The organism is Sphingobium sp. TB-6 (genome assembly GCF_012927365.1).
Taxonomy (GTDB): Bacteria; Pseudomonadota; Alphaproteobacteria; order Sphingomonadales; family Sphingomonadaceae; genus Sphingobium.
The window spans coordinates 79,092-103,730 of the sequence record NZ_JABBGL010000008.1; the positions used below are offsets into that span (position 1 = coordinate 79,092).

General features: G+C 64.5%; 24 protein-coding genes. 11 read left to right on the plus strand and 13 right to left on the minus strand.

Features of this window, described 5'->3' with window-relative positions; translation table 11 throughout:
- Positions 1 to 142 precede the first annotated feature (142 nt).
- The 5 genes from HHL26_RS12900 to HHL26_RS12920 all read right to left on the minus strand — a co-directional run bounded on the left by HHL26_RS12900 (position 143) and on the right by HHL26_RS12920 (position 8,647).
- On the minus strand, positions 143 to 1,534 hold the full coding sequence (locus HHL26_RS12900) for an L-serine ammonia-lyase (RefSeq protein WP_066555688.1): 1,392 nt from the start codon (positions 1,532 to 1,534) through the stop codon (positions 143 to 145).
- Positions 1,535 to 1,536: 2 nt separating this feature from the next.
- Positions 1,537 to 5,718, minus strand: coding sequence for a translocation/assembly module TamB (locus tag HHL26_RS12905; protein ID WP_066555686.1), 4,182 nt, complete (start codon positions 5,716 to 5,718; stop codon positions 1,537 to 1,539).
- Positions 5,718 to 7,754, minus strand: coding sequence for a BamA/TamA family outer membrane protein (locus HHL26_RS12910; protein ID WP_066555684.1), 2,037 nt, complete (start codon positions 7,752 to 7,754; stop codon positions 5,718 to 5,720). The genes HHL26_RS12905 and HHL26_RS12910 overlap by 1 nt, the downstream gene beginning before the upstream one ends.
- Before the next feature lie 126 nt (positions 7,755 to 7,880).
- Positions 7,881 to 8,351, minus strand: a complete 471-nt coding sequence (locus HHL26_RS12915) for a DUF1465 family protein (RefSeq protein WP_066561498.1) — start codon at positions 8,349 to 8,351, stop codon at positions 7,881 to 7,883.
- A 116-nt stretch (positions 8,352 to 8,467) separates the two neighbouring features.
- Positions 8,468 to 8,647 carry a DUF465 domain-containing protein gene (locus tag HHL26_RS12920; RefSeq protein WP_066561497.1) on the minus strand — a complete coding sequence of 60 codons (180 nt, stop codon included), beginning with the start codon at positions 8,645 to 8,647 and terminating at the stop codon, positions 8,468 to 8,470.
- A 191-nt stretch (positions 8,648 to 8,838) separates the two neighbouring features.
- Between HHL26_RS12920 and HHL26_RS12925 the strand changes: the two genes are divergently transcribed.
- Positions 8,839 to 8,997 carry a YdcH family protein gene (locus tag HHL26_RS12925; protein ID WP_007684009.1) on the plus strand — a complete coding sequence of 53 codons (159 nt, stop codon included), beginning with the start codon at positions 8,839 to 8,841 and terminating at the stop codon, positions 8,995 to 8,997.
- Positions 8,998 to 9,267: 270 nt separating this feature from the next.
- Here HHL26_RS12925 and HHL26_RS12930 read toward each other — a convergent pair whose 3' ends face one another.
- From HHL26_RS12930 to HHL26_RS12945, 4 genes are all read right to left on the minus strand, one after another.
- A complete protein-coding gene (locus HHL26_RS12930; protein WP_066555683.1) occupies positions 9,268 to 9,630 on the minus strand; it encodes a PilZ domain-containing protein in 363 nt (120 codons plus the stop codon).
- Between the two features lie 65 nt (positions 9,631 to 9,695).
- A complete protein-coding gene (dksA, locus tag HHL26_RS12935; protein ID WP_066555682.1) occupies positions 9,696 to 10,160 on the minus strand; it encodes an RNA polymerase-binding protein DksA in 465 nt (154 codons plus the stop codon).
- A gap of 579 nt (positions 10,161 to 10,739) precedes the next feature.
- Complete coding sequence (locus tag HHL26_RS12940; protein WP_237229979.1) at positions 10,740 to 11,213, minus strand: hypothetical protein; 474 nt, start codon at positions 11,211 to 11,213, stop codon at positions 10,740 to 10,742.
- 295 nt (positions 11,214 to 11,508) lie between these two features.
- Positions 11,509 to 11,949 (minus strand): host attachment family protein, encoded by a 441-nt coding sequence (locus HHL26_RS12945; protein ID WP_066555678.1) that lies wholly within the window; start codon positions 11,947 to 11,949, stop codon positions 11,509 to 11,511.
- A 97-nt stretch (positions 11,950 to 12,046) separates the two neighbouring features.
- Here HHL26_RS12945 and serS point away from each other — a divergent pair, with 97 nt between their 5' ends.
- From serS to rimO, 3 genes are all read left to right on the plus strand, one after another.
- Positions 12,047 to 13,324, plus strand: a complete 1,278-nt coding sequence (serS, locus tag HHL26_RS12950) for a serine--tRNA ligase (protein WP_066555677.1) — start codon at positions 12,047 to 12,049, stop codon at positions 13,322 to 13,324.
- 13 nt (positions 13,325 to 13,337) lie between these two features.
- Positions 13,338 to 14,102: a 5'/3'-nucleotidase SurE gene (gene surE / locus HHL26_RS12955; RefSeq protein ID WP_066555675.1), complete on the plus strand. Its 765-nt coding sequence runs from the start codon at positions 13,338 to 13,340 to the stop codon at positions 14,100 to 14,102.
- Between the two features lie 211 nt (positions 14,103 to 14,313).
- The gene (rimO, locus tag HHL26_RS12960; protein WP_197672770.1) at positions 14,314 to 15,696 is read left to right on the plus strand and encodes a 30S ribosomal protein S12 methylthiotransferase RimO; all 1,383 of its coding nucleotides are present in this window, start codon (positions 14,314 to 14,316) and stop codon (positions 15,694 to 15,696) included.
- A 50-nt stretch (positions 15,697 to 15,746) separates the two neighbouring features.
- Here rimO and HHL26_RS12965 read toward each other — a convergent pair whose 3' ends face one another.
- The gene (locus HHL26_RS12965) at positions 15,747 to 16,592 is read right to left on the minus strand and encodes a DUF4163 domain-containing protein (protein WP_066555673.1); all 846 of its coding nucleotides are present in this window, start codon (positions 16,590 to 16,592) and stop codon (positions 15,747 to 15,749) included.
- The gene (locus tag HHL26_RS12970) at positions 16,592 to 16,795 is read right to left on the minus strand and encodes a hypothetical protein (RefSeq protein ID WP_066555671.1); all 204 of its coding nucleotides are present in this window, start codon (positions 16,793 to 16,795) and stop codon (positions 16,592 to 16,594) included. Before HHL26_RS12970 ends, HHL26_RS12965 begins: the two co-directional genes overlap by 1 nt.
- Before the next feature lie 141 nt (positions 16,796 to 16,936).
- On the opposite strand from HHL26_RS12970, the gene HHL26_RS12975 reads away from it, so the two are divergent.
- From HHL26_RS12975 to argC, 4 genes are all read left to right on the plus strand, one after another.
- A complete protein-coding gene (locus HHL26_RS12975; protein WP_066555670.1) occupies positions 16,937 to 18,334 on the plus strand; it encodes a leucyl aminopeptidase family protein in 1,398 nt (465 codons plus the stop codon).
- 61 nt (positions 18,335 to 18,395) lie between these two features.
- Positions 18,396 to 18,803 carry a MarR family transcriptional regulator gene (locus HHL26_RS12980; protein WP_066555668.1) on the plus strand — a complete coding sequence of 136 codons (408 nt, stop codon included), beginning with the start codon at positions 18,396 to 18,398 and terminating at the stop codon, positions 18,801 to 18,803.
- Complete coding sequence (locus tag HHL26_RS12985) at positions 18,763 to 19,671, plus strand: NlpC/P60 family protein (RefSeq protein ID WP_066555666.1); 909 nt, start codon at positions 18,763 to 18,765, stop codon at positions 19,669 to 19,671. The genes HHL26_RS12980 and HHL26_RS12985 overlap by 41 nt, the downstream gene beginning before the upstream one ends.
- Entirely contained in the window at positions 19,668 to 20,612 is a 945-nt protein-coding gene (argC, locus tag HHL26_RS12990; protein ID WP_066555664.1) for an N-acetyl-gamma-glutamyl-phosphate reductase, read from the plus strand. Before HHL26_RS12985 ends, argC begins: the two co-directional genes overlap by 4 nt.
- Before the next feature lie 76 nt (positions 20,613 to 20,688).
- Here argC and HHL26_RS12995 read toward each other — a convergent pair whose 3' ends face one another.
- Positions 20,689 to 20,892, minus strand: coding sequence for a hypothetical protein (locus tag HHL26_RS12995; RefSeq protein ID WP_066561493.1), 204 nt, complete (start codon positions 20,890 to 20,892; stop codon positions 20,689 to 20,691).
- Between the two features lie 228 nt (positions 20,893 to 21,120).
- On the opposite strand from HHL26_RS12995, the gene HHL26_RS13000 reads away from it, so the two are divergent.
- Positions 21,121 to 21,294 carry a hypothetical protein gene (locus HHL26_RS13000; RefSeq protein WP_169576129.1) on the plus strand — a complete coding sequence of 58 codons (174 nt, stop codon included), beginning with the start codon at positions 21,121 to 21,123 and terminating at the stop codon, positions 21,292 to 21,294.
- Positions 21,295 to 21,353: 59 nt separating this feature from the next.
- On the plus strand, positions 21,354 to 22,682 hold the full coding sequence (locus HHL26_RS13005; RefSeq protein ID WP_066555662.1) for a sorbosone dehydrogenase family protein: 1,329 nt from the start codon (positions 21,354 to 21,356) through the stop codon (positions 22,680 to 22,682).
- A 40-nt stretch (positions 22,683 to 22,722) separates the two neighbouring features.
- On the opposite strand, the gene HHL26_RS13010 is transcribed toward HHL26_RS13005, so the two are convergent.
- Entirely contained in the window at positions 22,723 to 23,541 is an 819-nt protein-coding gene (locus HHL26_RS13010; protein ID WP_066555660.1) for an ATP-binding protein, read from the minus strand.
- Between the two features lie 110 nt (positions 23,542 to 23,651).
- Between HHL26_RS13010 and HHL26_RS13015 the strand changes: the two genes are divergently transcribed.
- On the plus strand, positions 23,652 to 24,608 hold the full coding sequence (locus tag HHL26_RS13015; protein ID WP_066561491.1) for an L-threonylcarbamoyladenylate synthase: 957 nt from the start codon (positions 23,652 to 23,654) through the stop codon (positions 24,606 to 24,608).
- The last annotated feature ends 31 nt before the right edge of the window (positions 24,609 to 24,639 follow it).

The window sequence follows — 24,639 nt, forward strand, 5'->3', positions numbered from 1 at the left end:
CCCTGTCAGGAGGGAAGACGGTGAAGTCATGGAGATGCCGTCAGGTTTCATGAACCTCAGATAAACGATTGATTATGTGTCATTAATGTCACGAAATGAAGTCCATTCGCCGCGAAGATGAGCGGGCGGGACGACGAGCCGATCAGCATTCCACCACATTGACGGCAAGGCCGCCGAGGCTGGTTTCCTTGTATCGGCTGGCCATGTCCTCGCCGGTCTGGCGCATGGTTTCAATCACCGCATCCAGGCTGACGATGTGACGGCCATCGCCTTGCAGGGCGAGATAGGCCGCGTTGATCGCCTTTACCGCGCCCATGGTGTTGCGCTCGATACAAGGGATCTGGACGAGGCCGCCGATCGGATCGCAGGTGAGGCCGAGATTATGTTCCATGCCAATTTCGGCGGCATTTTCGATCTGTTGGTTGGTGCCTCCCAGCACGGCGGCAAGGCCGGCGGCGGCCATGGAGCAGGCGACGCCGACTTCGCCCTGGCAACCCATTTCGGCGGCGGAGATGGAGGCGCGCTTCTTGTAGAGGAAACCGATCGCCGCGGCAGTGAGCAGGAAGCAGCGCTCCCCTTCGCGGTCGGCGCCGGGGACGAAACGGCGATAATAATGCAGCACCGCCGGGATGACGCCCGCCGCGCCATTGGTGGGCGCGGTGACGACGCGGCCGCCTGCGGCATTTTCCTCATTCACGGCGAGGGCGAACAGGCTGACCCATTCGAAGATCTGCGCCGGGCCGAGGGCGTTTTGCTGCAAGACCAGCCGATTGTGGATGGAGCGGGCGCGGCGACGGACCTTGAGCCCGCCGGGGAGCAGACCCTCTTCCTTGAGACCCCGGTCGATCGAGGCGCTCATGGCGTCGATCACGCTGTCGAGAAAGGCTTCGGTTTCCGGCCGGGTGCGCCAGGCGCCCTCGTTGCGCAGGACAAGGGTGGCGATGCTGAGGCCGGTCGCTTCGCCCAGGGCGAGCATTTCGGCGCCGGAGGAAAAGGGATGCGGCTGGACGACATTATGGCCGAGTTGCGGATCGAACCCTTCCGCCGTGCCGGGAAGGACGGCGCCGCCGCCGACGGAATAATAGTCGCGGATCAGCGGATCGTCCTTGCCCTCGAACCAGGCGGAGAAGCGCATGCCGTTGCTATGCGCTTCCAGAAATTCGCCCTTGCGGAAGAGGAGATCGGTGGCTTCGTCAAAGGGGATGAAGAGCTTGACGGCGCTGCCCGCGCGGATGCGACCTTCGCGGCGGATGGCGGCAAGGATCGTGGGAACAGCGTCCGGATCGACGCCTTCAGGACGATAGCCGGACAGACCGAGCAGGATCGCCGTGTCGGTGGCGTGGCCTTTGCCGGTGAGGGCCAGCGAGCCGTAAAGTTCGCATTGCACCCGCGTCGGGGTTGCGGGCAGCGAGTCCATGAACAGCAGCGCCGCGCGCATCGGGCCGACCGTGTGGGAACTGGACGGACCGATGCCGATGGTGAACAGGTCCATGACGCTGATTGCGGCGGCGGCGTCGATGCGGGACTTGGTCACGCTCAATAATCCTTTGAAACGCGGACGTTGACGCTTTCACGGCCCAGCGTCGAGATGGCGCCCAGCAGCGAGAGCCAGCGCGTGACCTGATATTCGATGCGCGTGGCGGAATAGCCCTGCCCGTCGGTGATCAGCTCCACATAGGTCTTGCGCGTCAGATATTTGCCCGCCGCGATGGAAGTCCCCTGCCCCTGCGTCGGGTCAGCGGCGATGATGCGGAGACGATCCAGCCCCGCCGCCTTGCGCACGGCGTTGATCGGGTCAAGGCCGCCCTGCCCCTGGAGCGAACCGACCGCCGAAGCCAATTGCAGCGCTTCTGGCGCGGACAGGTTGGTGATCGATGTGCCGAAGAGGATTCGGGAGAGCAGTTCGTCCTGCGGCAACGCCGGTACGCTGGTGAAGCTGATGACGGGCTTGAGACCCGTGCCGCCGACATGGATGGTGGCGGTCAGGTCGCTGACATTCGCCTCCGCATCGATGTCGAGCATAGGGTTGACGGGGGTGCGGCCGTCGAACTGGATCTTGCCTTCCTTGAGGTCGAAGCGGCGGCCGGCGAAATCATAGGTGCCGCGGACGAGGTCGGCGGTGCCCCCGATGGCGGGATTGGTGACGGTGCCGCCAATGTCGAGATCGGCGCGCCATTCGCTGTCGAGGCCCAGGCCAGTGACGATCAGGCGGTTGCGGGCGCGCGCCTTGATCGCCAGCGCCCAGGGGACGACGGTGCGCGGACGCTCGATCTCATCGCCACGGCGGTTGATCTCGATGACCCGAAGTTCGGGGATTTGCGCGACGGCGGCGGCGCGACCCATGGTGAAGCGGCTGCGGTTGAGGATGAGGTCGCCGCCGATGGTGCCGCCCTTGCCGGTGGAACTGAGCGTGATCGGGCCGGTGACGGTGGCGGCTATGTCGTCCCGCTCCAGCAGGGCCGCATTTTCGGCTTGCAGGCGCAAATCCATGCCGACGCCTGCGATGCCGTTGAAGGTGAAGCTGCCCGTACCCGTGACCGTCCCCCCATTTTGCGCGGCGGCGCTGAAATCGGTCATGACCAGTTGCGCGCCGGAGAAGCGGCCCCGCGCCTTGACGCCGTGCAGGCGCATGCCGGTGATGGGGCTGTTGATCGCAGCGCTGTCGGTGGCGAGCGAGCCAGTGATGGCGGGATCTCCCAGCGTGCCGCGTGCGTCGGCGGTGACGCTGACGGGGCCGGATATGTCGACGATCTCCACCCCGGTCAGGCGCCAGAGCGTGTCGGCGGTGCCATTATAACGAAGCTGCGCGAAGAGCGGAGCGCGGTTGAGGCGCTCGACAAGGCTGCCTTCAGGCCCGAGCGGCGTGAGCAACGCCTGAGCGCGGCCGATGGTCTGGCCATCCGCGACGAAGATCATGCGGGTCGCGAGCCGGTCGTGAGTGAGGACCGCGTTGACGCCGGCATCGACCGGGCGGGAACTGAGCGACAGGCCGGAACGGGACAGGCCGCGCACACGCAGTTCCGCCTTGCCGGTGGGCATGCCGCCGCGAGTATGGACATAGCTGAGCGAGCCGGTCGCCGTGCCACCGAGGCCGAGATTGTCATAGGCGATGTCGAGCAGCGAGAGCGGCAGCTTTTCCAGGCGCGCCTCTATGCTGGTGGTCTGGCCGCTCAGTTCGCCGCCCAGTTGGAGCGAGCCGCCCGCGAAGCTGATCGACGCAGGATCGAGGCGCCAGCCATCTTGCGTGCGGGTGAATATGGCGGCGCGGGTCAGCTTGATCGGGCGCTTGTCGACAGTACCGCCGGCCTGAAGCTGGATGCGGCCGGGCGTGACCTGCGCTTCGCCGGTGAGGTCGAACAGGCGGCCGCGCTGGCCGGAAATGCTGGCGCGGACCTTGCCGCTGCCGTCGACCAGATCGGCATTGGCGGCCAGGCGGCCGATCTGGATGGCGCCGACGCGAAGCCCCCGCGCCTGCGCCGTGGCGTTGATCGAGGTGCCCGAAGGATCGAGCAGGATCGTGGCGTCCAGCTTGCCACGGCGGACGGTGATGGCGGTGGGGCCGTCAAAGCTGGCGTCGGTGGCGACAAGCGCGAGCTTGAGTTGCTGCACGCCGCTGACCGGCGCGAAGGCGATGGTGCCGGTGACGGGGCCGCTGACGTTGAGCGTGCCGTTCAGGCCACCCGTGACCGGGCGCAGGTCGCCGCTGGCGGTCACGCCGGAGGCCGTGACGCGGGCGATGCGGACGATGGCCTGCCCACCGGGCGGCAGCAGGATCGCGCCATTGCCGGTGAAGGGACCAAGGGTGGAGCCGCCCTCTGCCGTGAAGCTGTAACCCGCCGCGTCAGGGATCAGATGCGCGTGCATGTCGGTGACGCCCAGCGCCTTCAATGGGCTTTGCAGGACGAGGTCGACGGTCGGGCGGTCGATCTTGCCCTCCAAAATGAGGCGCAGCGGGCCATAGCTTTTGTGCTGGCCGCCGCCTTCGAAATGGAAGGTGCCATCGCGGCGGCGATAACCCTTGGCCGTGAGGGTGAGCAGCGGCGCGTCGAGGTGGAGGTTGGTGAATTGAAGCTGGCCGTCCGGCCCCAGCGAGAGCGCGCTGCGGGCCACCGGCAAGCCGCCGCCCAGCGAGCGCAGGAAGCTGTTGTCGAGCCGCCGCATCCGCGCCATGGCGTTGCCGCTAAGGGTGAAGGCGCCCTTGGGACCGGGGATCGCGCGCAGTTTCGACGTGACGTCGACGATGCCGAGGCCGCGAATGGCGAGACCGCTGATCTGACCGTCAAGGCCGAAATCATAACGGCCCGTCCTGAGATCCGCGATCATGATGAGCTTGCCGCGCAACTTGTCGGAGCGGACAGTCATCGGGTTGCTGACGATCTGCTGGTTCTTGAGCTGGAGCACGCCGTCGAGCACGAAATTGCGGATGATGCCTTCGACCAGCTCCCCCTGCCCGTCCAGACGGCGCGCGCGCAGATGGACGGGTATCAGCGCGGGGCCGCCCTTGGCCTTGCGCCCCTTCCCGTCGGCGCGGACATCGTGGATCACCGTCTTGCCGAAGGCGAGTTGCTTTGCAGTCAGCAGATATTCATAGCCGAACCCGGCAAGCGGACCGTCCAGGCGGATACGGGCGGCGATGTCGCGGCCGGTCATCGATTTGAGCAGCGCCTGCGGGCGGGCGAGCTTCACATCGACCAGCAGATTATCGAGCGCATTGTTGCGCAGGTCGATGCCGCCATCGGCACTAAGATCGATCGCGGTGGAGCGGAGCGAGAGCTTGCCGTCGATCACACGGTCGGCCATCGATCCGCTGGCCTGGATGGCCAGGCGCGGCGCGGAAAGACGCTGGAACAGACCCTGCCCCGCTATGGCGGAGCCTTCGATCGTGCCGGTGGCGGCATAGGTCCCGCTGCGGGCGGCCAGTTTCAGGTCGATGGCGGGTTCGCTGTCGAGCGTACCGGCGAGGCGGCCATCCCAGCGGGTCCAGCTGCCCTTGCCGTGGATGCGCAGATTGGCGTCCTGTTTCAGGCCCGCCATGACGGCCAATACCCCACCCTTGGGAGCGTTGACAGTGACGTCGAGGTCGAACTTGTCGTCGTCCGGACGACTGTCGAGCGCGATGTTGAGCGCATCCTCGCCGTTCAGCACGCGAGCCGAGAGGTCGATGATCGCGCGGCCACCACGAATGTCGGCGTCGCCCAACAGCGTGGCCTGCTGAATCTTGCCGGTGACGCCCCAGTCGATGATCAGGCGGCCGACCGAAAACTGCATCAGGCGGATGTCGAAGCCGGGGAGGATCGGGCCTTGCCGCTCGCTGGGGTTGAGCTTGGGCAGCTTGCGCAGGGTCGCCTCCGGGATGACGAGGCGATCAATGTCGAGCCGGTTGGAGAGCCAGGCGAAGGGCCACCAGTCGAGTTCCACGCGTGGCGCGTCAAGGAAGGCGCCCTTGGGATCGGACAAGGTGAGGCCGTGGAGGATCGCCTTGCGGTATATGCTGCCGTCGATCCGGTCGACATGGATGCGCAGGCCCGAAGGCGGGCTGATCCGGGCGATGCGGGAAACGAGGAAGCGGTGGCCGGGCGCGGTGTCGAGCCAGGCCAAGGTGCCTGCGATAATGAGCAGCAGCGTCGCGAGCAGCCCCGCGATCCAGCGCTGCCAACGGCCGTCCCAGGCACGGCGGCGGCGTGGCGGCAGGGTCGTTTGGGACTGATCTTCTGTCATCAGAAGGCCTGCCCCAACGAGACATAGACGGCAAGCTTCGGGTCACCCGATTGTGGATTGATCGGCGTGCCGACATCGATGCGGATCGGGCCGAAGCTGCTGTAATAGCGTACGCCCAGCCCCGCGCCGATGCGCAGGTCGCGGAAGCGCGGCAGGAAGCTCGTTGAGATATTGCCGGCGTCGACGAAGGGCACGACGCCGAAATTGCCGAAACGGATGCGCGATTCCAGCGAAAATTCAGCCAGACTCTTGCCACCCACCGGATCATTGTCCGGGCCGTAGCGCGGGCCGATCGCCTGATAACCATAGCCGCGCACCGACGCGCCGCCGCCTGCATAGAAACGCCGCGAGGGCGCGATGCGATCGACCGTGGAACCCAGGATCGTCCCGAAACGGGCGCGCGCGGCGAGCACGATGCGGTCGCTCATCGGCTGATAGACGCTGCCGTCGAGCTGCACGCGGGCATAGCCGAAAGTGCTGTTCTGGAAGGAGAGCTCCGGACTGAGGCGACCGCCGAGGCGAAAGCCCCTGGTGGGGTTCAGCAGGTCGTCGCTGCCGTCATAGGTGAGGCTCAACGGGATCGCACTGATGAAGAAGGTGCGACGGTTGCCGTTGCTGAACGCATCCGCTTCGTCCGAGGCGATCAGTTCGCCGCCGATGCGCCAGACCCATTTTTTCTGGAACAATATGTTGGTCTGGCGCTCCAGCGAGCCCGACAGGGTGATGGTGCGCGCGTCATAGGCATCGCGCTGGATGTTGCTGACCGACAGCAGCCCGGTCAGCACATTGTCGCGGCGGCGGAAATTGTTGCGGCGATAGATGACGGATGCCGTCTGTTCCTGGGTGCCGAGCACACCGCGCAACGTCACGGAACCTTCAGGCGGGAAGAAATTGCGGTGCGTCCAACTGACTTCCGCGCGATAGCCTTCACCCGTGCCATAGCCCAGTTCGCCCGCAATGGTGCGCAGCGGCGCAGGCCTGGCGTCGATGGCAAGGTCGACATGCTCGCCATCGCCGGCATCCTTCGGCGTCATAGTCAGGGAGGAGACGAGGCCGGTGGCGACCAGCGCCTGACGCAGATCCTCGACATCCGAGGCCATATAGGTATCGCCGGGATGAAAGCGGGCGATGCGCTGGACATGGCGGGCGCTGAACAGATCCTCATCGGCCATGACGATCTTGCCGAAGGTGCGATAGGCTCCGGGATTGACGACAATGTCCAGCTCGCCCTTGCGCTCATCATGGTCGATGCGGACTTCCGGTTCCCCCACCTTGCCGAAGGGGAAGCCGTTTTCCGCAAGGGCGACCGTCAGCGATGCCTGGCCCGCGAGGATGGCGTCGGCGTCAACCGGGTCTCCGGGCTTGGGCGGGAAGGCTGAGCGCAATTCCGCCTCGCGCTCTCCAGTGGTTTCAAGGCCCGTCAGGTCGACGGACGAGAGCAGATAGCGGGCGCCCGGCACGATCCGGAAGGTGACGACCAGCTTGTCGCTGCCGGGCGGCGGCGCGGCGACGGCCCCGCGGACGCGGGCGGCATAATAGCCCTTGGCGCGCAACAGGCGGTCCAGCAGGTCGCTGTCTTCCTTGATGCGGCGATTGATCTGGGCAAGGTTGGCAAACTTCCCCTCCCCCTGCTGCAATGCCGACAATTCCTTGAAACGGGTGGTAAACTGAGCATCGGCAATCTCTTCCACGCCGGAAAGCGTGACGGAGTAGCGGCGCTCTTCGCCAGTGTCCGCAAATGTCGCTGCCTCCTCCGCCGGTTCGTCGGAGGCTTCGGGTGCGATGACCTGATGCGGCGCGTCGGAGGTTTCGGGCGGCAGCTCGACCATCGGGGCGATGCTGTCCGGTTGACCCATGTCGGGCCAGTCCACGCCTATGTCCGGCATCGGCGCAAGGGCGGGATCGGGGTCGCGCTGGACACCGCTCTGGGGCGCCGTCTGCGCATAGGCGACGGGCGCGAGCAGAAGCAGCGGCACGAGAAGGGCAGCTTGCGGAAGGCCTGAAATGCGGCGGCAGGTCCGCAAACCGGTGTTCATATGCCTGATCTAGACCAGTTATTGGGCAGAAGGCCAGCCCCCAAGATCAAGCCGGGATGACGATATTATCAACGTCCCATTCTGGCCAACCAAGGCTGTCAATCAAATCTTCCGCACGCCAGACCGTCAAAAGGCGGCGTTGAGGCGATCCATCAGGGCACGGGCAGGATTGGGTTCCGCCTGGGCGCGCGGGCGGGCCATGCGGTCCTGCAGGCGGGCGACGCGCTCGTAAAGATCCTGGCTCGCCTCTATCAGCGCGCGGGCGGCGAAGGGGAAGTTGGCGGAAAGCGCCGGATCGGTGGTGGCGGCATGGCCCAGGCGATATTTCTCGTCCAGCATCTCCGCATCGTTGAGTTCGCCGCGTTGCCAGGCGCGCTGGCTCAGCAGCCAGGCGATGATGTGCATGAGGCGGGTCGTGACTTTCAGCGATTCGCAGGCAAAGGCGACGCGGCGGAGCGGATCGTCGGCTTCCGGACCGGACGTCTCGCGAATGTCGAAATAGGCGCGCGCCTCATCCGCCATGATCATGGCTTCGACATAAAGGCCATCGACCAGACGGCGGTGCAGGCCCTGGTCAAGAGAAGCGGCGAGTTTCATGGCCGACATGTGCCATAAGCGGGAACCCTTGTCAGGCCCGATGCGGCCCGTTAACCCCGAATTGTCTCATTCGGGGGCGGTTGGCGCGGCATTAACCACAATCCGCCCAAAACCGGTCAGGCGATGATGTCGGGGACGAGCTGATCCTCCAGCAACGCCATTTCGTCGCGCAGCCGCAATTTGCGTTTTTTAAGGCGAGCGATCTGCATCTGATCGCCCGAGCCGGAGTCGACCAGCGCGGCGATGGCGCCGTCGAGATCGCGATGCTCGATTCGCAACAATTCCAGCCGACGCATGATGTCTTCGCGGCTCACCATACACCTACTTTCGCACCCATTGCCGTCCCATCCTCCTTTGATAGCCCCACCGGCCGACACGAACCATCGCAAATTTCAACGCGTCCCGTCGCAAAGCGCGAATCACCCGAAGACAATCCCCGCGAATCGTGATTTATTCATCCGTCCATCACCCTCGTTAGGAGAATGTCATGGAAAATAGCCACATTTCAGCTCTTTCGGCCAAGCATGCAGGGCTTGAGGCACGAATCAAGGCGGAGACGAGTCGTCCGATGCCCGATGCGATCCTGGTAGCCTCGCTCAAGAAGCAGAAGCTTCGGCTGAAGGAGGAAATGGAGGCGCAACACTGACAGCCGGTGACGCCTGAGTGAAAGGCATGGATCAGCGGTCCCTTGCCGCTGATCCAGCCCTTTTCTTGAGGTGACGGGTGACGAAAGCTCCGGGGCTGGATGGGCCTGCGGGGCTATTTTTTGGCATTGGTGGGAAAGTCCGCCATGGGCTGCAAAGGCGCGCAGCCTCTCAATCCTCCCGTGGGGAGACCAGCCGCAGGCTGGTGGAGGGGAAATGGGCGAACGTTGCGGCGCCCCCTCCCCATCTGACGACGGGAAGGATTTGAAAATTCAGCGAATGAGCCGGCGCTGGCGCAGATAGTCCGGCACCGAAGCCTGTCCCGCCTGCGCCGAGATCGGGCGGCGCGCCAGTTGCGGGTCGATTTCCTCATCGAAGGCGATGCCGATGCGGTCTTCGCGCGACCAGACGACCGAGCCGTTGACCTGGCCGATGCCGCGCAGATCGAAACGGATGCGGGTGCCCGCAGGCACGGCGCGCTCGCAATCGGCCATCAAGCCAGTCGCGGAAAGATTGCGGACTCGCGCTCGGCCAAGCGGCGTGCCGTCCACCGAACTCAAATTGGTGAGCAGGAACAGACTGTCTCGCGGACCCGATCGCGCGGGGCCCCGATCCATGTTTTCATTGCCATCCATCCACAACGCCCTGCAATATCACCACATTATCGCAGCGATATTGCCATGGGCGCATGGACAAAAGGTTAATCGTCGCGAGAGACTTTTTCCTGTCGTTCGTGCCGTTCCTGCGCTTCGACCGTCATGGTCGCGATCGGACGGGCTTCCAGGCGGCCCAGCGAAATGGGTTCGCCAGTCACCTCGCAATAGCCATATTCGCCCTCGTCGATGCGGCGCAGCGCGGCGTCGATCTTGGAGATCAGCTTGCGCTGGCGATCGCGGGTGCGCAGTTCGATCGACCAGTCCGTCTCGCTCGATGCGCGGTCGTTGAGATCGGGTTCACGCAGCGGTTCATTCTGCAGAACCGCCAACGTCCCCTCCGCTTCAGTCAGTATCTGCTTTTTCCAGTCCCACAGGCGCTGCCGGAAATACTCCAACTGGAGCGGGTTCATAAATTCTTCGTCTGCGGAAGGACGATAATCGGGGGGGAGGGTTACAGCCGATTTCGGCGGATTTGGGCCGTCTTTATCGGAATTCAGGACCGATGCCATCTGGCTCTCCGACTCGCGGGACCCCCAATGCTTAAAGTGCCGGGGTATCCGTGACTTGTGATTGACGGCGCCTAATAACCAGCGGCACGGCCGGAGACAAGCGGGCAATCGGTGGTCCGGCGCGCCGATCCTGCACCGCATCGCGCTTACCCACGGAAAACCGACGATTCCGTAGGGTGGGGCAATGCCAAAAGAAAATAGACAAGCCGTATTGTCGCAGCGGCCAGCCGCCGTGTCACTATGGGACGTTAACCATAGTAGTTTATGATTTATTATATTTTTCCTCGACTTGGCCCCGATATTCAGAGTTAACGCCATTGAAGTTAACGCTTTGTTTTGCGTTGATAGAGTTAGGAAACGGCCCCGCGACCGTTACTGCGCAATTTCAGTGACGGGACCTGTCAGGCTGCAAAGATAAACAAGAGTGGAACCTATGTCGGTACGGATGGCATTGGCTAAATTATGCGCTTGCGCCGCTGGCGGTGCGATCATCGGCGGCGGCGCTGTCCATGTCGCTGAAAGCGCGCGCCCGGCCGGGGTCCACAGCACCAAGGGCGTGAAGGCGGCCCCGCGCAGACATTATGCCGTGCGCAAGGTCCAGCGGGTGGTAAAGACGGTGTCCTGCGCGCCGCAAACCGTGACGGTGACGACCCAGGCCGCACCCATCCCCCTGCCCGCGCCGGTGGCCGCGGCGGAAATGCCGGTCATGTCGGGCGGCGGCGGCGCGCCCATCGTGATGGCGGGCGGCCCCGGCTTTGGCGGCGGCGGCTTCATCGGCGGGTTTTTCGGCGGCAGCGGCGGCGGTTCAGGCGGATCGGTGGTGATCTCCTCCACCAGCAGCTCGACCGGCGGAATCACCAGCTCGACCAGCTCGACGACCGGTGGGGTGTCGACCTCGACCGGAGGCGTATCCACTTCGACTGGGGGCGTTTCGACTTCGACTGGCGGGGTATCGACGTCCACGGGCGGGGTTTCGACCTCGTCGGGCAATGTGTCGACATCCTCGGGAAATGTTTCGACCTCGTCGGGCAACGTCTCCACATCGAGCGGCAATGTGACCAGCAGTTCTTCGACTTCGAGCTCGACCTCCAGCTCGTCTTCGTCGAGTTCCTCGACCAGCAGCTCGACATCCTCCTCCTCTTCATCCTCCAGTTCGTCGGGCGGCGATCATCATCCGCCGCCACCGCCGACCGATGTTCCGGCGCCGCCAATGGTGCTGCTATTTGGAGCAGGCGCAGCAGCCCTGCTGGCCCGCAAACGGTTCGCGCGAACGAAGGCGGGGATCGAAGGTTAACCGGGGGCGATCCGGTCGGCGCATCCGGGGGGAAGCGCCGGCCGGATATCGCGTTCAGCTCGTCGCGATGATTCGCTCGATTTCCGGCACAGGGTGATTGGACAGATCCTTGGCGATCTCCCCCACCAGCCGGTTCTGCACTTCCTTGTGATAATGTTTGCGCATTTCCCCCAGGGCGGCGGGCGGCGCGACGACGATCAGCTTGTCATAGTCATGGGCGAGGGCGCGGCGCTTGAGCAGTTCGGCCGCTTCGGCAGCGAAGCGGGCTTCCTCCAGATCGTGGAAATTGGTCTGCTCCACGGCTCCCCGGTGACTGCCCACCGAATTGGGACCGCGCCCGGTCCCGTCGGAGGCCTGCTCGCGATCGGGGGGATTGTCCTGCTGCTTCACTTCCTCCGTTTCCAGATTGGGAAAGGCCGGGCTGCCCTTGTTGCGAAAGAACAGCATTTTGCGCCCGTCGGCAACCAGCACCATCGCGTCATGGTCTATTTGCATCGTCCCGTTCCTCTCTTTTCAACGATCGCTTTTAGCACGAACGGTCGGCGGCGTGCAGGGTTGCGCGGCGGCAAGCACAACGGCATAGGGCTGACCCATGCACGACATTCGTTTCCTTCGCGAAAATCCCACCGCTTTCGACGCCGGACTTGCCCGGCGCGGGCTTGAACCGCTGAGTGCGGAACTGCTGGCGCTCGACGAACGCAGCCGGGCGATCAAAACCGCGCTGCAACAGGGCCAGGCGCGCCGCAATGAGGCGAGCAAGGCCATCGGGCAGGCGATGGCGCAGAAGGATATGGAAAAGGCCGAGGCGCTGAAGGCCGAAGTCGCCGCGCTCAAGGACAGCATGCCCGCGCTGGAGACCGAGGATCGCGAAGTCGGGGAGGCTTTGGCGGCGCGGCTGGCGGCAATCCCGAACCTGCCGGCGGACGATGTGCCGCTGGGCGAGGATGAAGCGCAGAATGTCGAGGTTTCGCGCTGGGGCGAGCCGAGGAGCTTCACCTTCACGCCGCAGGATCATGCGGATTTCGGACCGGCGCTAGGACTGGATTTCGAGGGCGGCGCAGCGCTGTCCGGCGCGCGCTTCACCGCGCTGCGCGGGCAGATGGCGCGGCTGCACCGGGCGCTGGCGCAATATATGCTGGATCGCCAGTCGGGCGAGAATGGCTATGATGAGGTCAATCCGCCGCTGCTGGTGCGCGACGAGGCGCTGTTCGGCACGGGGCAGTTGCCGAAATTCGCGGAGGATCTGTTCAGGACCACCGATGGGCGCTGGCTGATCCCGACGGCGGAGGTTTCCCTCACCAACCTCGTGCGCGAGCAGATCGTGCCGGTGGAGACCCTGCCGCTGCGCTTGACGGCGCTGACGCCCTGTTTCCGGTCGGAAGCGGGATCGGCTGGGCGCGATACGCGTGGGTTCATCCGCCAGCATCAGTTCGAGAAGGTCGAGCTGGTGGCGATCTGCAAGCCGGATGAGTCCGAGGCCGAGCATGAGCGAATGTGCGCGGCGGCCGAGGGCGTGTTGCAGGCGCTGGGACTGCCCTATCGCAAGGTGTTGCTCTGCACCGGCGACATGGGCTTTGGCGCGCGCAAGACCTGGGATCTGGAAGTCTGGCTGCCGAGCCAACAGACCTATCGCGAGATCAGCTCCGTCTCCAACTGCGGCGATTTCCAGGCGCGGCGGATGAATGCGCGCTACAAGCCGGAGGGCGAGAAGCAGACCCGCTTCCTGCATACGCTCAATGGGTCGGGACTGGCCGTGGGGCGGACTTTGGTGGCGGTGCTGGAAAATTACCAGCAGGAGGACGGCAGCGTGCTCGTGCCGGAGGCGCTGGCGCCCTATATGGGCGGCCTGACGCGGTTGCGGCCCCGGTAAAGGGCGGCTCGTCATGCGTATCCTGCTTACCAATGACGATGGGGTTGATGCTCCGGGCCTGACCGTGCTGGAGGAGATTGCGCGGACGATATCCGACGATATCTGGATCGTCGCGCCGAGCGAGGAGCAGTCGGGCGCGGGCCATAGTCTGACGCTCACGCGGCCGCTGCGCATCCGCCAGCATGGCGAGAAGCATTATAGCGTGACGGGTACGCCGACCGACGCGGTGATGATGGCGGTCGGACATCTGATGCAGGACGCAAAGCCCGATCTGGTGCTTTCCGGCGTCAACCGGGGGGCCAATCTGGCCGAGGATGTGACCTATTCGGGCACGGTTTCCGCCGCGATGGAAGGCGCGATTTCCGGGATCAAGTCGATTGCGCTCAGCCAGGTCTATGCGCGGGAGGGCATGGGCGATGCCGTGCCCTTCGCGGCTGCGCGGGCATGGGGCGAGCGGGTGTTGCGGCCGCTGATCGCCATGCCGGCCAGTCCCCGGCTGCTGTTCAACGTCAATTTTCCGGCGATCGATCCGGAGGCGGTGAAGGGCATTCGCGTGGTACGGCAAGGTTTCCATGATGTCGACCGGACGAAGATCATCCGGGGCACCGACCCGCGCGGTTATGACTATTATTGGTTTGGACTCGGGAAAAGCGACTCCGTGCCCGAGGGGAGCGATCTAGCCGCCATTGCCGAGGGTTATGTGACGGTGACGCCGCTGCATTATGACCTGACGCAGGACAGCGCGATGGCGGCGACAGCGCAGGTCTTCGGGAATTAGCGTTGGCTGACGCGCGTTCCTGCGCAGGCAGGAACCCAGTTCTGCCCCTGACCGCCCAGGCACTATACGACCGATCTGGCCGCATCCGACGGACGAGTGAAGCTCCAGACCGGCGACATCATCATCGAGATCGTGCAGGGGGATGCGGCCGGGGAAGCCCGCAGCCTGGCTTGATTTCAGATCCCCCGTGACATTGGGCGCAAAAATCCCTATGTGCGCGGCGATCATGGCAACCAAAATTCCCGAAGCGCCGAAGGTCGGCATGGTGTCGCTGGGCTGTCCCAAGGCACTGGTCGACAGCGAGCGCATCCTGACCAAGCTGCGTTCCGACGGCTATCAGATGTCCGCCGACTATGCCGGCGCCGACGTCGTGCTGGTCAATACCTGCGGATTCCTCGATTCGGCCAAGGAAGAATCGCTGGAAGCCATTGGCGAAGCGATTGCGGAAAATGGCCGCGTCATCGTCACCGGCTGCATGGGCAATGAGGCGGAGTTGATCCGCGCCAAGTTCCCGCAGGTGCTGGCCGTTACCGGCGCGCATCAATATGAGGCGGTGGTGAACGCGGTGCATGAAGCTTCGCCGCCGGTGCCGAACGCCTTTGTCGACCTGGTGCCGGAAGGCGGCCTCAAGCTGACGCCGCGCCATTACAGCTATGTGAAGATTTCGGAGGGCTGCAACCATCGCTGCTCCTTCTGCATCATCCCCTCGCTGCGCGGCGATCTGGTGTCGCGGCGTGTCGATGCGGTGCTGCGCGAGGCGGAAAAGCTGGTGCATGCGGGGACGAAGGAACTGCTGATCATCAGCCAGGATACATCGGCTTACGGAGTCGATACCCGGCATGAGACGCGCCAGTGGAAGGGCCGCGAAGTTCGAGCGCATATGACCAATCTGGCGCGGGAATTGGGGCAACTCCGCACCGCGGAGGGCACGCCGCCTTGGGTCCGGCTGCACTATGTCTATCCCTATCCGCATGTGGACCATGTGATCCCGCTGATGGCCGAGGGGTTGCTGACGCCCTATCTCGACATTCCGTTCCAGCATGCCGCGCCTTCAGTGTTGAAGGCGATGAAACGGCCCGCGAACGAAGCCAAGGTGCTGGACCGCATTCGCAAATGGCGCGACATCTGCCCGGATATCGCGATCCGTTCCTCTTTCGTCGTGGGCTTCCCCGGCGAGACGGAGGCGGATTTCGATTATCTGCTGCAATGGCTGGATGAGGCGCAACTGGATCGCGTGGGCGCTTTCCGCTTCGAGCCAGTCGAGGGCGCCACCGCCAACGACCTGCCGGGCGCAGTGCCGGAAGAGGTCAAGGAAGAGCGCTATCAGCGGATCATGGAGAAGACCGCTGCGATCTCCGCCGCCAAGCTTGCCACAAAGGTGGGGCGCGTGCTGCCGGTCATCATCGATGAGGTGGGCGAGGCTGATGAGGACGGCTCGGTCGGCGCCACCGCCCGCAGCCAGGCCGATGCGCCGGAGATCGACGGCAATGTCTTCCTGCGCGACGTGGGCGAAGGATTGGTGCCGGGCAGCATCCTCAACGCGCTGATCGAGGATGCGGATGAGCATGACCTTTTTGGCGTGCCGCTGGGCTAGGCATTTCGTGCTCCTGCGAAGGCAGGAACACGGTGCATTGCGGGGCAGCATCATTCTGCTGCGACGAAAGCGTCCTGATACTCGGTCTTGATCGCCTTGCGCATTGCCGCGTCGACGGGCAGCGCAATGTCGTAGCTGCCCTCGGCATAGGGACCGGCGCTGTAGGGGCCGATGACCACGGTGACGCTGTCGATCAGCTTGCCGTCCTTTGACGTGGGCACCAGCACCTGCTTCATCGGATCGATGCATTTGGTGAAGTCGTCATCATCGCTGCGCTTCACCGGCTCGCCCCTCTTTTCGGCCCGCGCCTTGTCGAGCGCCTCGCAGAAACGGTCATGAATGGCGGCGGCAAAGGCGGTTGGCGATGTCATAAGCGCCTCCACCGCCGTTTCGCGCTTGCGGTCCTTGTCCCACAGCAGGGCGTCATAGCCGGTCATGCCATGAGCGCCGCCAGTATAGACATAGCTTTCCGATTCCAGCGCCAGGAAGCGCGGGGTGTCGGCGGTCACGGTCCAATGGGTTTCGAGGGCGTGGGCATGGAACGGAAAGCTCGAAGCCTTGGCCGCCTTCTGATCTTCGCGCGCCATTTTCAACGCATCGGACTTATTGACCTTGAGCGTGTTGCCGAATTTTTCGACCAAAGCGGGAATCTGCGCCGCCTGGGCGGGATAGCCGTAGGCGAACTCCAGCAGATCGGTCTTTTCCTTCTGCTCGAACGGCTTGGCGGGCAGGGGCGGTTCAGGTTGGCCGGACATGCGGTTGGCGAAATTGCTGGCGACGACATCATTGCCGGTCGCCATCGCATTGTCCGCATCCTTGGCTGCCGAGCACGCGCCAAGCAACAACCCCGCCACAAACAGCGGTCCCGCTTGTCCCCTCCCCTGGCCGCGCCGCATCAGTGGGTCTTGGTTGCCGCCATGCACCGTTCGCTGATCGCCTTGCGCGTATAGCTGCTCTGGAGCGCAGCGCCCGCATTGGGCCAACCTTCCGCGATCAACGCCTGCTCCACCGCATGCGCTCCATCGAAGCGCCCGCCTTCCGCCAGCGCATAGGCACGGGCGCGAAGAGCCTGGAGCCTGCCATCGTCGGTGTGCATCATCACATCTCTCCTTATTGTAGCTGCGTTCAATCTATGCCTGCGGACCGTTCAACGCAAATGATAGCGCGGTCGAAGGAGGCGCGGAGGCGACGAAAAATTGCGCTTTTCATCCCGGCCGCCTTTCTTCAAAACAGGTGCGTCATGACTGATTTTTCCGACCTGCTCAAAGCCGACAACAATCAACCCGCCCGATCGATCCGGATCATCGATGCGCAAGGCCTGGAGGCGTGGCTCGCGAGCCAGCCGGAACGGGTGCGAACGCTGGTCGCGGCGCAGAAATTCAAGGGCAAGGCGCATGAACATGCCATTTTGCCCGGCGACGATCCGGCGGATTGGTCCGTGATCGCAGGAGTCGCATCCTGCGAAAAGCTGGGGCCATGGTGCCTTGCCAAACTGGCCGAAGCATTGCCCGAAGGCATGTACCGGCTGGCAGAGGGAATAGCGGGTCCAGCCATGCTGGGATGGCTGACCGCGCAATATCGTTTCGACCGCTATCGCAAGGAGGAGAATGGCTCCGGCGTCCGCGTGCTGCTGACCAGCGAGGTGGCGCAGATCGAGGCGGCGACGCGGCTGGCCGAAGCGGTGGCGTTGGTGCGCGATCTGGTCAACACGCCCGCCGCCGACATGGGGCCGGGCGATCTGGAAGCAGCGGCGCGCAAGGTGGCGGAACGCTTCGATGCCGAATGCAAGGTGACGAAGGGCGACGCGCTGGAGCAGGGCTTCCCCATGATCCACGCGGTCGGCAAAGCGGCGGACAAGAGCTTCGCGCCACGGCTGATCGAATTGCGCTGGGGCGACCCCAAACATCCGAAAATCGCCATTGTCGGCAAAGGCATCTGCTTCGACAGCGGCGGGCTCGACATCAAGCCATCCTCAGCCATGCGCCTGATGAAAAAGGATATGGGCGGCGCGGCCCACGCACTGGCACTGGCGCAACTGATCATGGGTTCGCGCCTGCCGGTCAGGCTGCACCTGCTGATCCCGGCGGCGGAAAATGCGGTTTCGGGCAATGCCTTCCGGCCCGGCGACATATTGCAGTCGCGCAAGGGGCTGACGGTCGAGATCGGCAATACCGATGCCGAAGGGCGGCTGGTGCTGGGCGATGCGCTAACGCTGGCGGGCGAGGACAAGCCGGACCTCATCATCGACTATGCGACGCTGACCGGCGCGGCGCGAGTGGCGGTGGGGCCGGACCTTCCCGCCCTCTTCACCAACGACGATGCGCTGGCCGGGGAAATGGATGCCGCAGGCGGCGTGGTCGACGATCCGACCTGGCGCCTGCCGCTGTGGGACGGCTATGCCGAGATGCTGAAATCGGACGTGGCGGACATCAACAATGCGGGCGAAGGCGGCTTTGCGGGCGCGATCACGGCGGCCCTGTTCCTCAAGCGCTTCGTGCCTGAAAACACGCCTTGGGTGCATCTGGACACCTTCGCCTGGCGCCCCTCTTCGCGGCCGGGACGGCCCAAGGGCGGCGAAGCGCTGGGGCTGCGTGCGGCCTTTCACGTGCTGCAGGGGCGCTATGGCCATAAAAAGTAAAAAGAAAGCGGTTTTGGCGGGCCGTTACGCAACCGGATTGGCTATTATGCGTTAGGGGTGCATGGATGCCCAATCTGCACAGAATGAAGCCGCAGAATTGAACCGGCCCGGCCTCAAGCCGCTCGGCCAATGGATGCGCACGCTGGTCGATTATGTGCGGTCGGGCAAGCCTGATCTCACCAATCGGCAAATGGCCCTGATGCTGACGGTCTATATCGGCGCGGGGCCGCATACGGTGCGGGGACTCGCGGAGGCGCTGAACGTCTCCAAGCCGGTGATTACCCGCGCGCTGAACAAATTATCGGCGCTGGGTTATCTGCGCCGGGAACGGGACTCCACCGACCGGCGCAATATTTTCATCACCCGGACGCCAAAAGGGGCGGAATTTCTTGACGCCTTTCACCATTTCATCGCAGGAACCGGCCGCGATGAACGCCTCAACCTCTCCCACGCGGAACGCTCCGCCTGAACCTATCCGCTTCAAGCTGGATGGCCGGTCGGTCAAGCTCGACACGCGCATCCATGCGGCGCGCGGAGACCTCGCTGATCTGGCGCTCGCCGGGGTGCTGTTTTCCGCCCATTATGCCCGCGCGGTCGAACTGACCTGCGTGGCAGCCGGCGCTCCGGTGCTGGCCAGCGACACGCCCAAGGCGCAGGCGGTCAGCGAATTGCTGCGCGGCGAGAGCTTCCATGCGCTGGACGTGACGGCGGACTGGGCCTGGGGCTTTTGCGGGCATGATGGCTATGTCGGCTATGTCCGGCGGGAGGCGCTGGATGCGCGGGAAGTCGTCAACAGCCGGGTCATCACCGGCACCGCCCCGCTGTTCAGCACAGCCGACATCAAATCGCCCATTGCCGATTACTGGCCACGCGGCGCGCAATTCGCGGCGGAGGCGGAGGGCGATTTCTTCGCCTGCGCCGACGGCTATGTGCACAAGCGCCATGTCGCGGCGATCGACGCGCTCGAAAGCGATTGGGTCACGGCGGCGGAGCGCTATCTTGGCCAGCCCTATGTCTGGGGTGGGCGCGGCCATCGCGGCGTCGACTGTTCGGGGCTGGTGCAGGTCGCGCTCGGCCAGTGCGGGATCAAGGTGCCGCGCGACACCGATCTGCAGCGCGAGGGGATCGGCTCCCCGATCGCGCCTGACGCGCCGCTCCGACGAGGAGACTTCGTGTTTTTTCCGGGCCATGTCGGCCTCATGACCGACGGCGACCATTTATTGCATGCCAACGCCTATTGGATGAGCGTGGTGATCGAGCCTCTGGCCGACGTCGTCGGACGATTGGCGGCGGATCATGCGGAACCCATATCGGCGCGGCGGAGAATCGGCACATGACACATCGGATTTTCATCGACGGCGGCGTCGGAACTACGGGTTTGGAAATAAACGAGCGGCTGGCGGGCCGCCCGGAATTGTCGATCATCACGCTGGACGCGGACAGGCGGAAGGATGCGGCGGCGCGCCGGGATGCGCTGAACGCGGCGGATATCGTTATCCTCTGCCTGCCTGACGATGCGGCGCGGGAGGCTGTGGCGCTGATCGACAATGACCGGACTCGGGTGATCGACGCGTCGACCGCGCATCGCGTTGCTGACGGCTGGACCTATGGCTTTGCCGAACTGGAGCCAGGCCATCGGGAGAGGCTCGCCAATGCCCGCTTCGTCGCCAATCCCGGATGCTGGCCGACCGGCTTTCTGGCGCTGGTGCGGCCGCTGGTGCTGGCAGGCTTGCTGCCGGCAGACTGGCCGGTGACGGTGTCGGGCGCATCGGGCTATTCGGGCGGCGGCAAGTCGATGATCGCGGAATATGAGGGCGCAGAAGGCGCGCCGAGCGCTTTTCGGCCCTACGGGCTAGGGCTGACGCATAAGCATGGGCCGGAAATGCTGCGCTATTCTGGCTTGCAGCACCCTCCCCTGTTCGCGCCGGCCGTGGCGAGCGCCTATCGCGGCATGATCGTCGAGGTGCCTTTGCAATTGCGGGCCATGCCAGGCGCGCCTTCGGTGGCGGATGTGCAAAGGACGCTGGCGGCGGCCTATGCGGGGTCACCGATCGTCAGCGTGGCGTCGGCGGAGGACAGCGCGGCCATGGGGCAGGTGCGGCTGGAGCATGTCGGCGCGACCGACCGGCTGGCCTTGTTCGTCTTTGGCAATGAAGCGACAGGTCAAGCGCGGCTGATCGCGGCGCTCGACAATCTGGGCAAGGGCGCGGCGGGGGCCGCGGTGCAGAATCTCAACATCCTCGCCGGGTTGCCGGAGACGGCCGGACTGCGGCTTTAGGCACAACAACGATCCACGCCCCTTCCGTCATGCTGAACCTGTTCCGGCATGACGGGTGAGGGTCGGGCCAAATCGCTCAATGAATGGTGCCAAGCGGCCCCTCATGGGTGAGCAGCACGATGAGCCGCTCGATCTGCCGCCAGTGACAGAAGCGGATATGATTGCCTACATCCCGGCTGCGATCGGCGCGCGCCGCGGCCTCATAGCCCGCATTGTCACCGAACAGCGACATCAATTCAGCCGCGTCCTCATAGCTCTTTCGATCCGAAAGATATGGCATATTCATGACCTGGCCCCCCAAAGTCCCCACCCTGAACGGTAGGGGCAGCGGTTCAATCGCCATACCAGTTCCGGCCATCGACGCGCGGGCGCGGCCTACAAGGGTGAACAGCGGGTTAGCCAAGTCCCAGGCTGACACAATCATCCCGTGGCGGGACAGGCCTGTCCCGAAACGGCGCAGACGGGAAAGCTCTGGCCATGCATCCCCGCCCGTGGCAAGGAACGGCCAATGACCAAGGCCAGAAAAGAACCGATCGGCGCAGGCGCCATTTTGGCGCTCACCATTTTGGGCGGCACAATCCTGGGCGGCCTGATGGGCCAGCCGAGCGCTGGCCTGTTGGCGGGCACGGCGCTGGGCATTGTGATCGCCGTCCTGCTGTGGCTGTTCGATCGGGGAAAATAGCTTCGCGCCGGGCACTTGCGCGCCTTGCCAGCATAAAGGGGCCAGCATAAACGGGGACCATGAAGAAGCATCTGATCGCGCTCACCCTCCTCACCCTGGTCATTCTCGGCGGCCTTTTCTTCTACTTCGCGCAGGGGGATAAGGCACAGCTTCCCGTCGGCGCGGATGTGGGGAAGGAACCCGTCTTCACCAGCCCGCGCAGCGAAATGATCCCGACGATGAATGTCGCGGATGCCGTGCCGTGGAAGGGTAGCGAAAAGCCGGTCCCCGCAAAGGGGCTGAGCGTCGATCGCTTTGCCGATGGGCTGGACCATCCCCGCTCATTGCTGCGCCTGCCCAATGGCGATGTACTGGTGGCGGAAACCAACAGTCCCACGCGGCCGACCGGCGGCATCGTCAACCGGGTGATGAACTATCTGATGGACAAGGCGGGGGCCGGCGTGCCTTCCGCGAACCGCATCACCCTGCTGCGCGACGCCGATGGCGACGGGCGGGCTGAGACGAAGACGGCTTTCCTGACGGGGCTGCATTCGCCCTATGGCATGGCGCTGGTCGGTGACACGCTCTACGTCGCCAATACCGATGCGTTGATGGCCTTTCCGTACAAGGAAGGCGATACCAAGATCACCGCCAAGGGGCGCAAGATACTGAGCCTGCCGGCGCAGGCGCCCAACATGCATTGGACGCGCAGCCTGGTCGCCAGTCCACAGGGGCTGCTCTATGTCGGTGTCGGCTCCAACAGCAATATCGGGGAAAATGATCTGGAAACGGAGGCCAATCGCGCCGCCGTGCTGGAGATCAATCCCAATACCGGCGCCTATCGCATCTATGCTTCGGGCCTGCGCAATCCCGTGGGACTGGCTTTTGAGCCCAAGAGCGGCGCGCTTTGGGGCGTGGTGAATGAACGCGACATGCTGGGCAGCGATCTCGTCCCCGATTATCTGACGCGGGTCGAATTCGGCGCCTTCTACGGTTGGCCGTGGAATTATTGGGGTGGTTATGAGGATCGCCGAGTCCAGCCGCAAAGGCCGGAAATCCGCGAATATACCAAGCGGCCCGATTATTCGCTGGGCAATCATGTAGCGCCGCTGGGGCTCAGCTTTGCCGACAAGGTTTCGCTGGGCGCCCCCTATGGCAACGGCGCCTTTGTCGGGCTGCACGGCAGTTGGAACCGCAAGCCGATGTCAGGATATAAGGTCGTGTTCGTGCCCTTTGGCGACGATGGCGAGGCGGGCAAGGCCAAGCCGGTCGACGTGCTGACAGATTTTCTGGGGACCAAGGGTGAGGCCCATGGGCGGCCCGTGGACGTGACGGCGGATGCCAAGGGCGCGTTGCTGGTGAGCGACGATGTGGGCGGCGTCGTCTGGCGGGTGACGCGGAGCAATTGACAGGGGATATTCCTACCAAGGCGGCAGCATATTCCGGACGCTATATCGTCACCCCATTCCGTCCGGCCAGTTCCACCACATATTGCCAGGCGACGCGGCCTGAGCGGCTGCCGCGCTGGGTTGCCCATTGGATGGCATCCAGCGGCTCGAAACTGAGACCGAGACTGGCCGCATAGCCGCTGACGATGGCGACATAGGCGTCCTGATCGATCGCATGGAAACCCAGGCTGAGGCCGAAGCGGTCCGACAGCGCCATCTTGTCGTCCACCACGTCGCGTGGATTGACCGGGTCATCCTGTTCCGACAGGTGGCGCGGCACGATATGGCGGCGGTTGGACGTCACATAGAGCCGGACATTCGCCGGCCGCGCGGCAGTGCCGCCCTGCAATAACGAGCGCAGCGACCGGGCGTCCCCCACGCCATGTTCATCGAAGCCCAGATCGTCGAGGAACAGGATGAAGGGCCGCTGCGTGTCGCGCAGGATAGCGAAGAGTTGCGGCAGGCTGGCCAGCTCATCGATCGCGCATTGCAGCAGGGCGATGTCCTGTCCTTCGGCCTGGAGCTTGCCGACGACGGCCGCGACGACGGCGGACTTGCCGGTTCCCCGCGCACCCCAGAGCAGCACGTCATGCGCGGCATGGCCCGCGGCATGGCGGCGGCTGTTTTCGAGCAGCGCTTCCTTCTGCGCGTCGATGCCGGTCAGCAGGGCGTAATCCACCGGCGCGAAGGCCTCCACCGCCCGGATCGTGGCGCCGTTCCACACATAGGCGGGCGCAGCGGCCAGATCGGCGGAGGAAGCGGGCGGCGGCGCGATCCGTTCCAGCGCTTCGGCAATGCGGGTCAGCAGGGCGTCGTTCATGGCCCCTCGCTTAGCCCTCCTCCACTTGACGGGCAAGCGCGGCGCCAATGTCATTCTTCTGTAGCAATGGCCTTTTACTCCCGGAAATCGGGGCTTATATCGCTGGGGTCGTGACCATCCCAAATCCAGTCTTTTCCACTCGAATAAGCCGCTATGGCAGCGAAGCGCTGCGCGAGGCGGCGTTGCTGATCCGTGCCGGCGAGCCGGTCGCGGTGCCGACCGAGACGGTCTATGGCCTGGCGGCGGATGCCACGGACTCCAATGCGGTAGCGGCGATCTACACCGCCAAGGGACGGCCGAGCTTCAATCCGCTGATCGTGCATGTCGCGGACAGGGAGATGGCTGGACGTTTGGCGGATTTTTCGCCGGTGGCGGACAAGCTGGCAGAACGGTTCTGGCCCGGCGCGCTGACCATGGTTCTGCCCGTGCGCGCCGATAGCGGGCTGTCGCCGCTGGTGATGGCGGGATTGCCGACCGTGGCGCTGCGCCTGCCCGCGCATCCGGCGATGCGGGCGCTGATCCGGGAAAGCGGCCGGCCGCTCGCCGCGCCGTCGGCCAATCGCAGCGGCGCGATCAGCCCGACGCGGGCCGAGCATGTGCTGGCGAGCCTCAACGGCAAGATCCGCATGATCCTGGACGAAGGGCCGACCAGCGAAGGACTGGAATCGACTATCGTCGCGCCGGAAAGCGACTGCATCCGGCTGCTGCGGCCAGGGCCGGTGACGGCGACGATGCTGGAGGAGGCGACCCGGCTGCCGGTGGTGACGGGCGCGGAAAATGCGAAGATCGAGGCCCCGGGCCAGTTGGAAAGCCATTATGCGCCATCCAAGCCGGTGCGGCTGAATGCGCTGAAGGCCGAGAAGGACGAATATCTGATCGGCTTCGGGTTGATGCCCTGTCATGTGAATTTGAGCCCGGATGCCGATATGCGGGAGGCTGCGGCGCATCTGTTCGCGGCGCTGCATATGGCGGATGCGAGTGCAGCGGAGCGGATTGCCGTCGCGCCGATCCCGAATGAGGGGATCGGGGTGGCGATCAACGATCGGTTGCGGCGGGCGGCGGCTTGATCGACTGACCTAAGATTTAAGCAACTTCGTG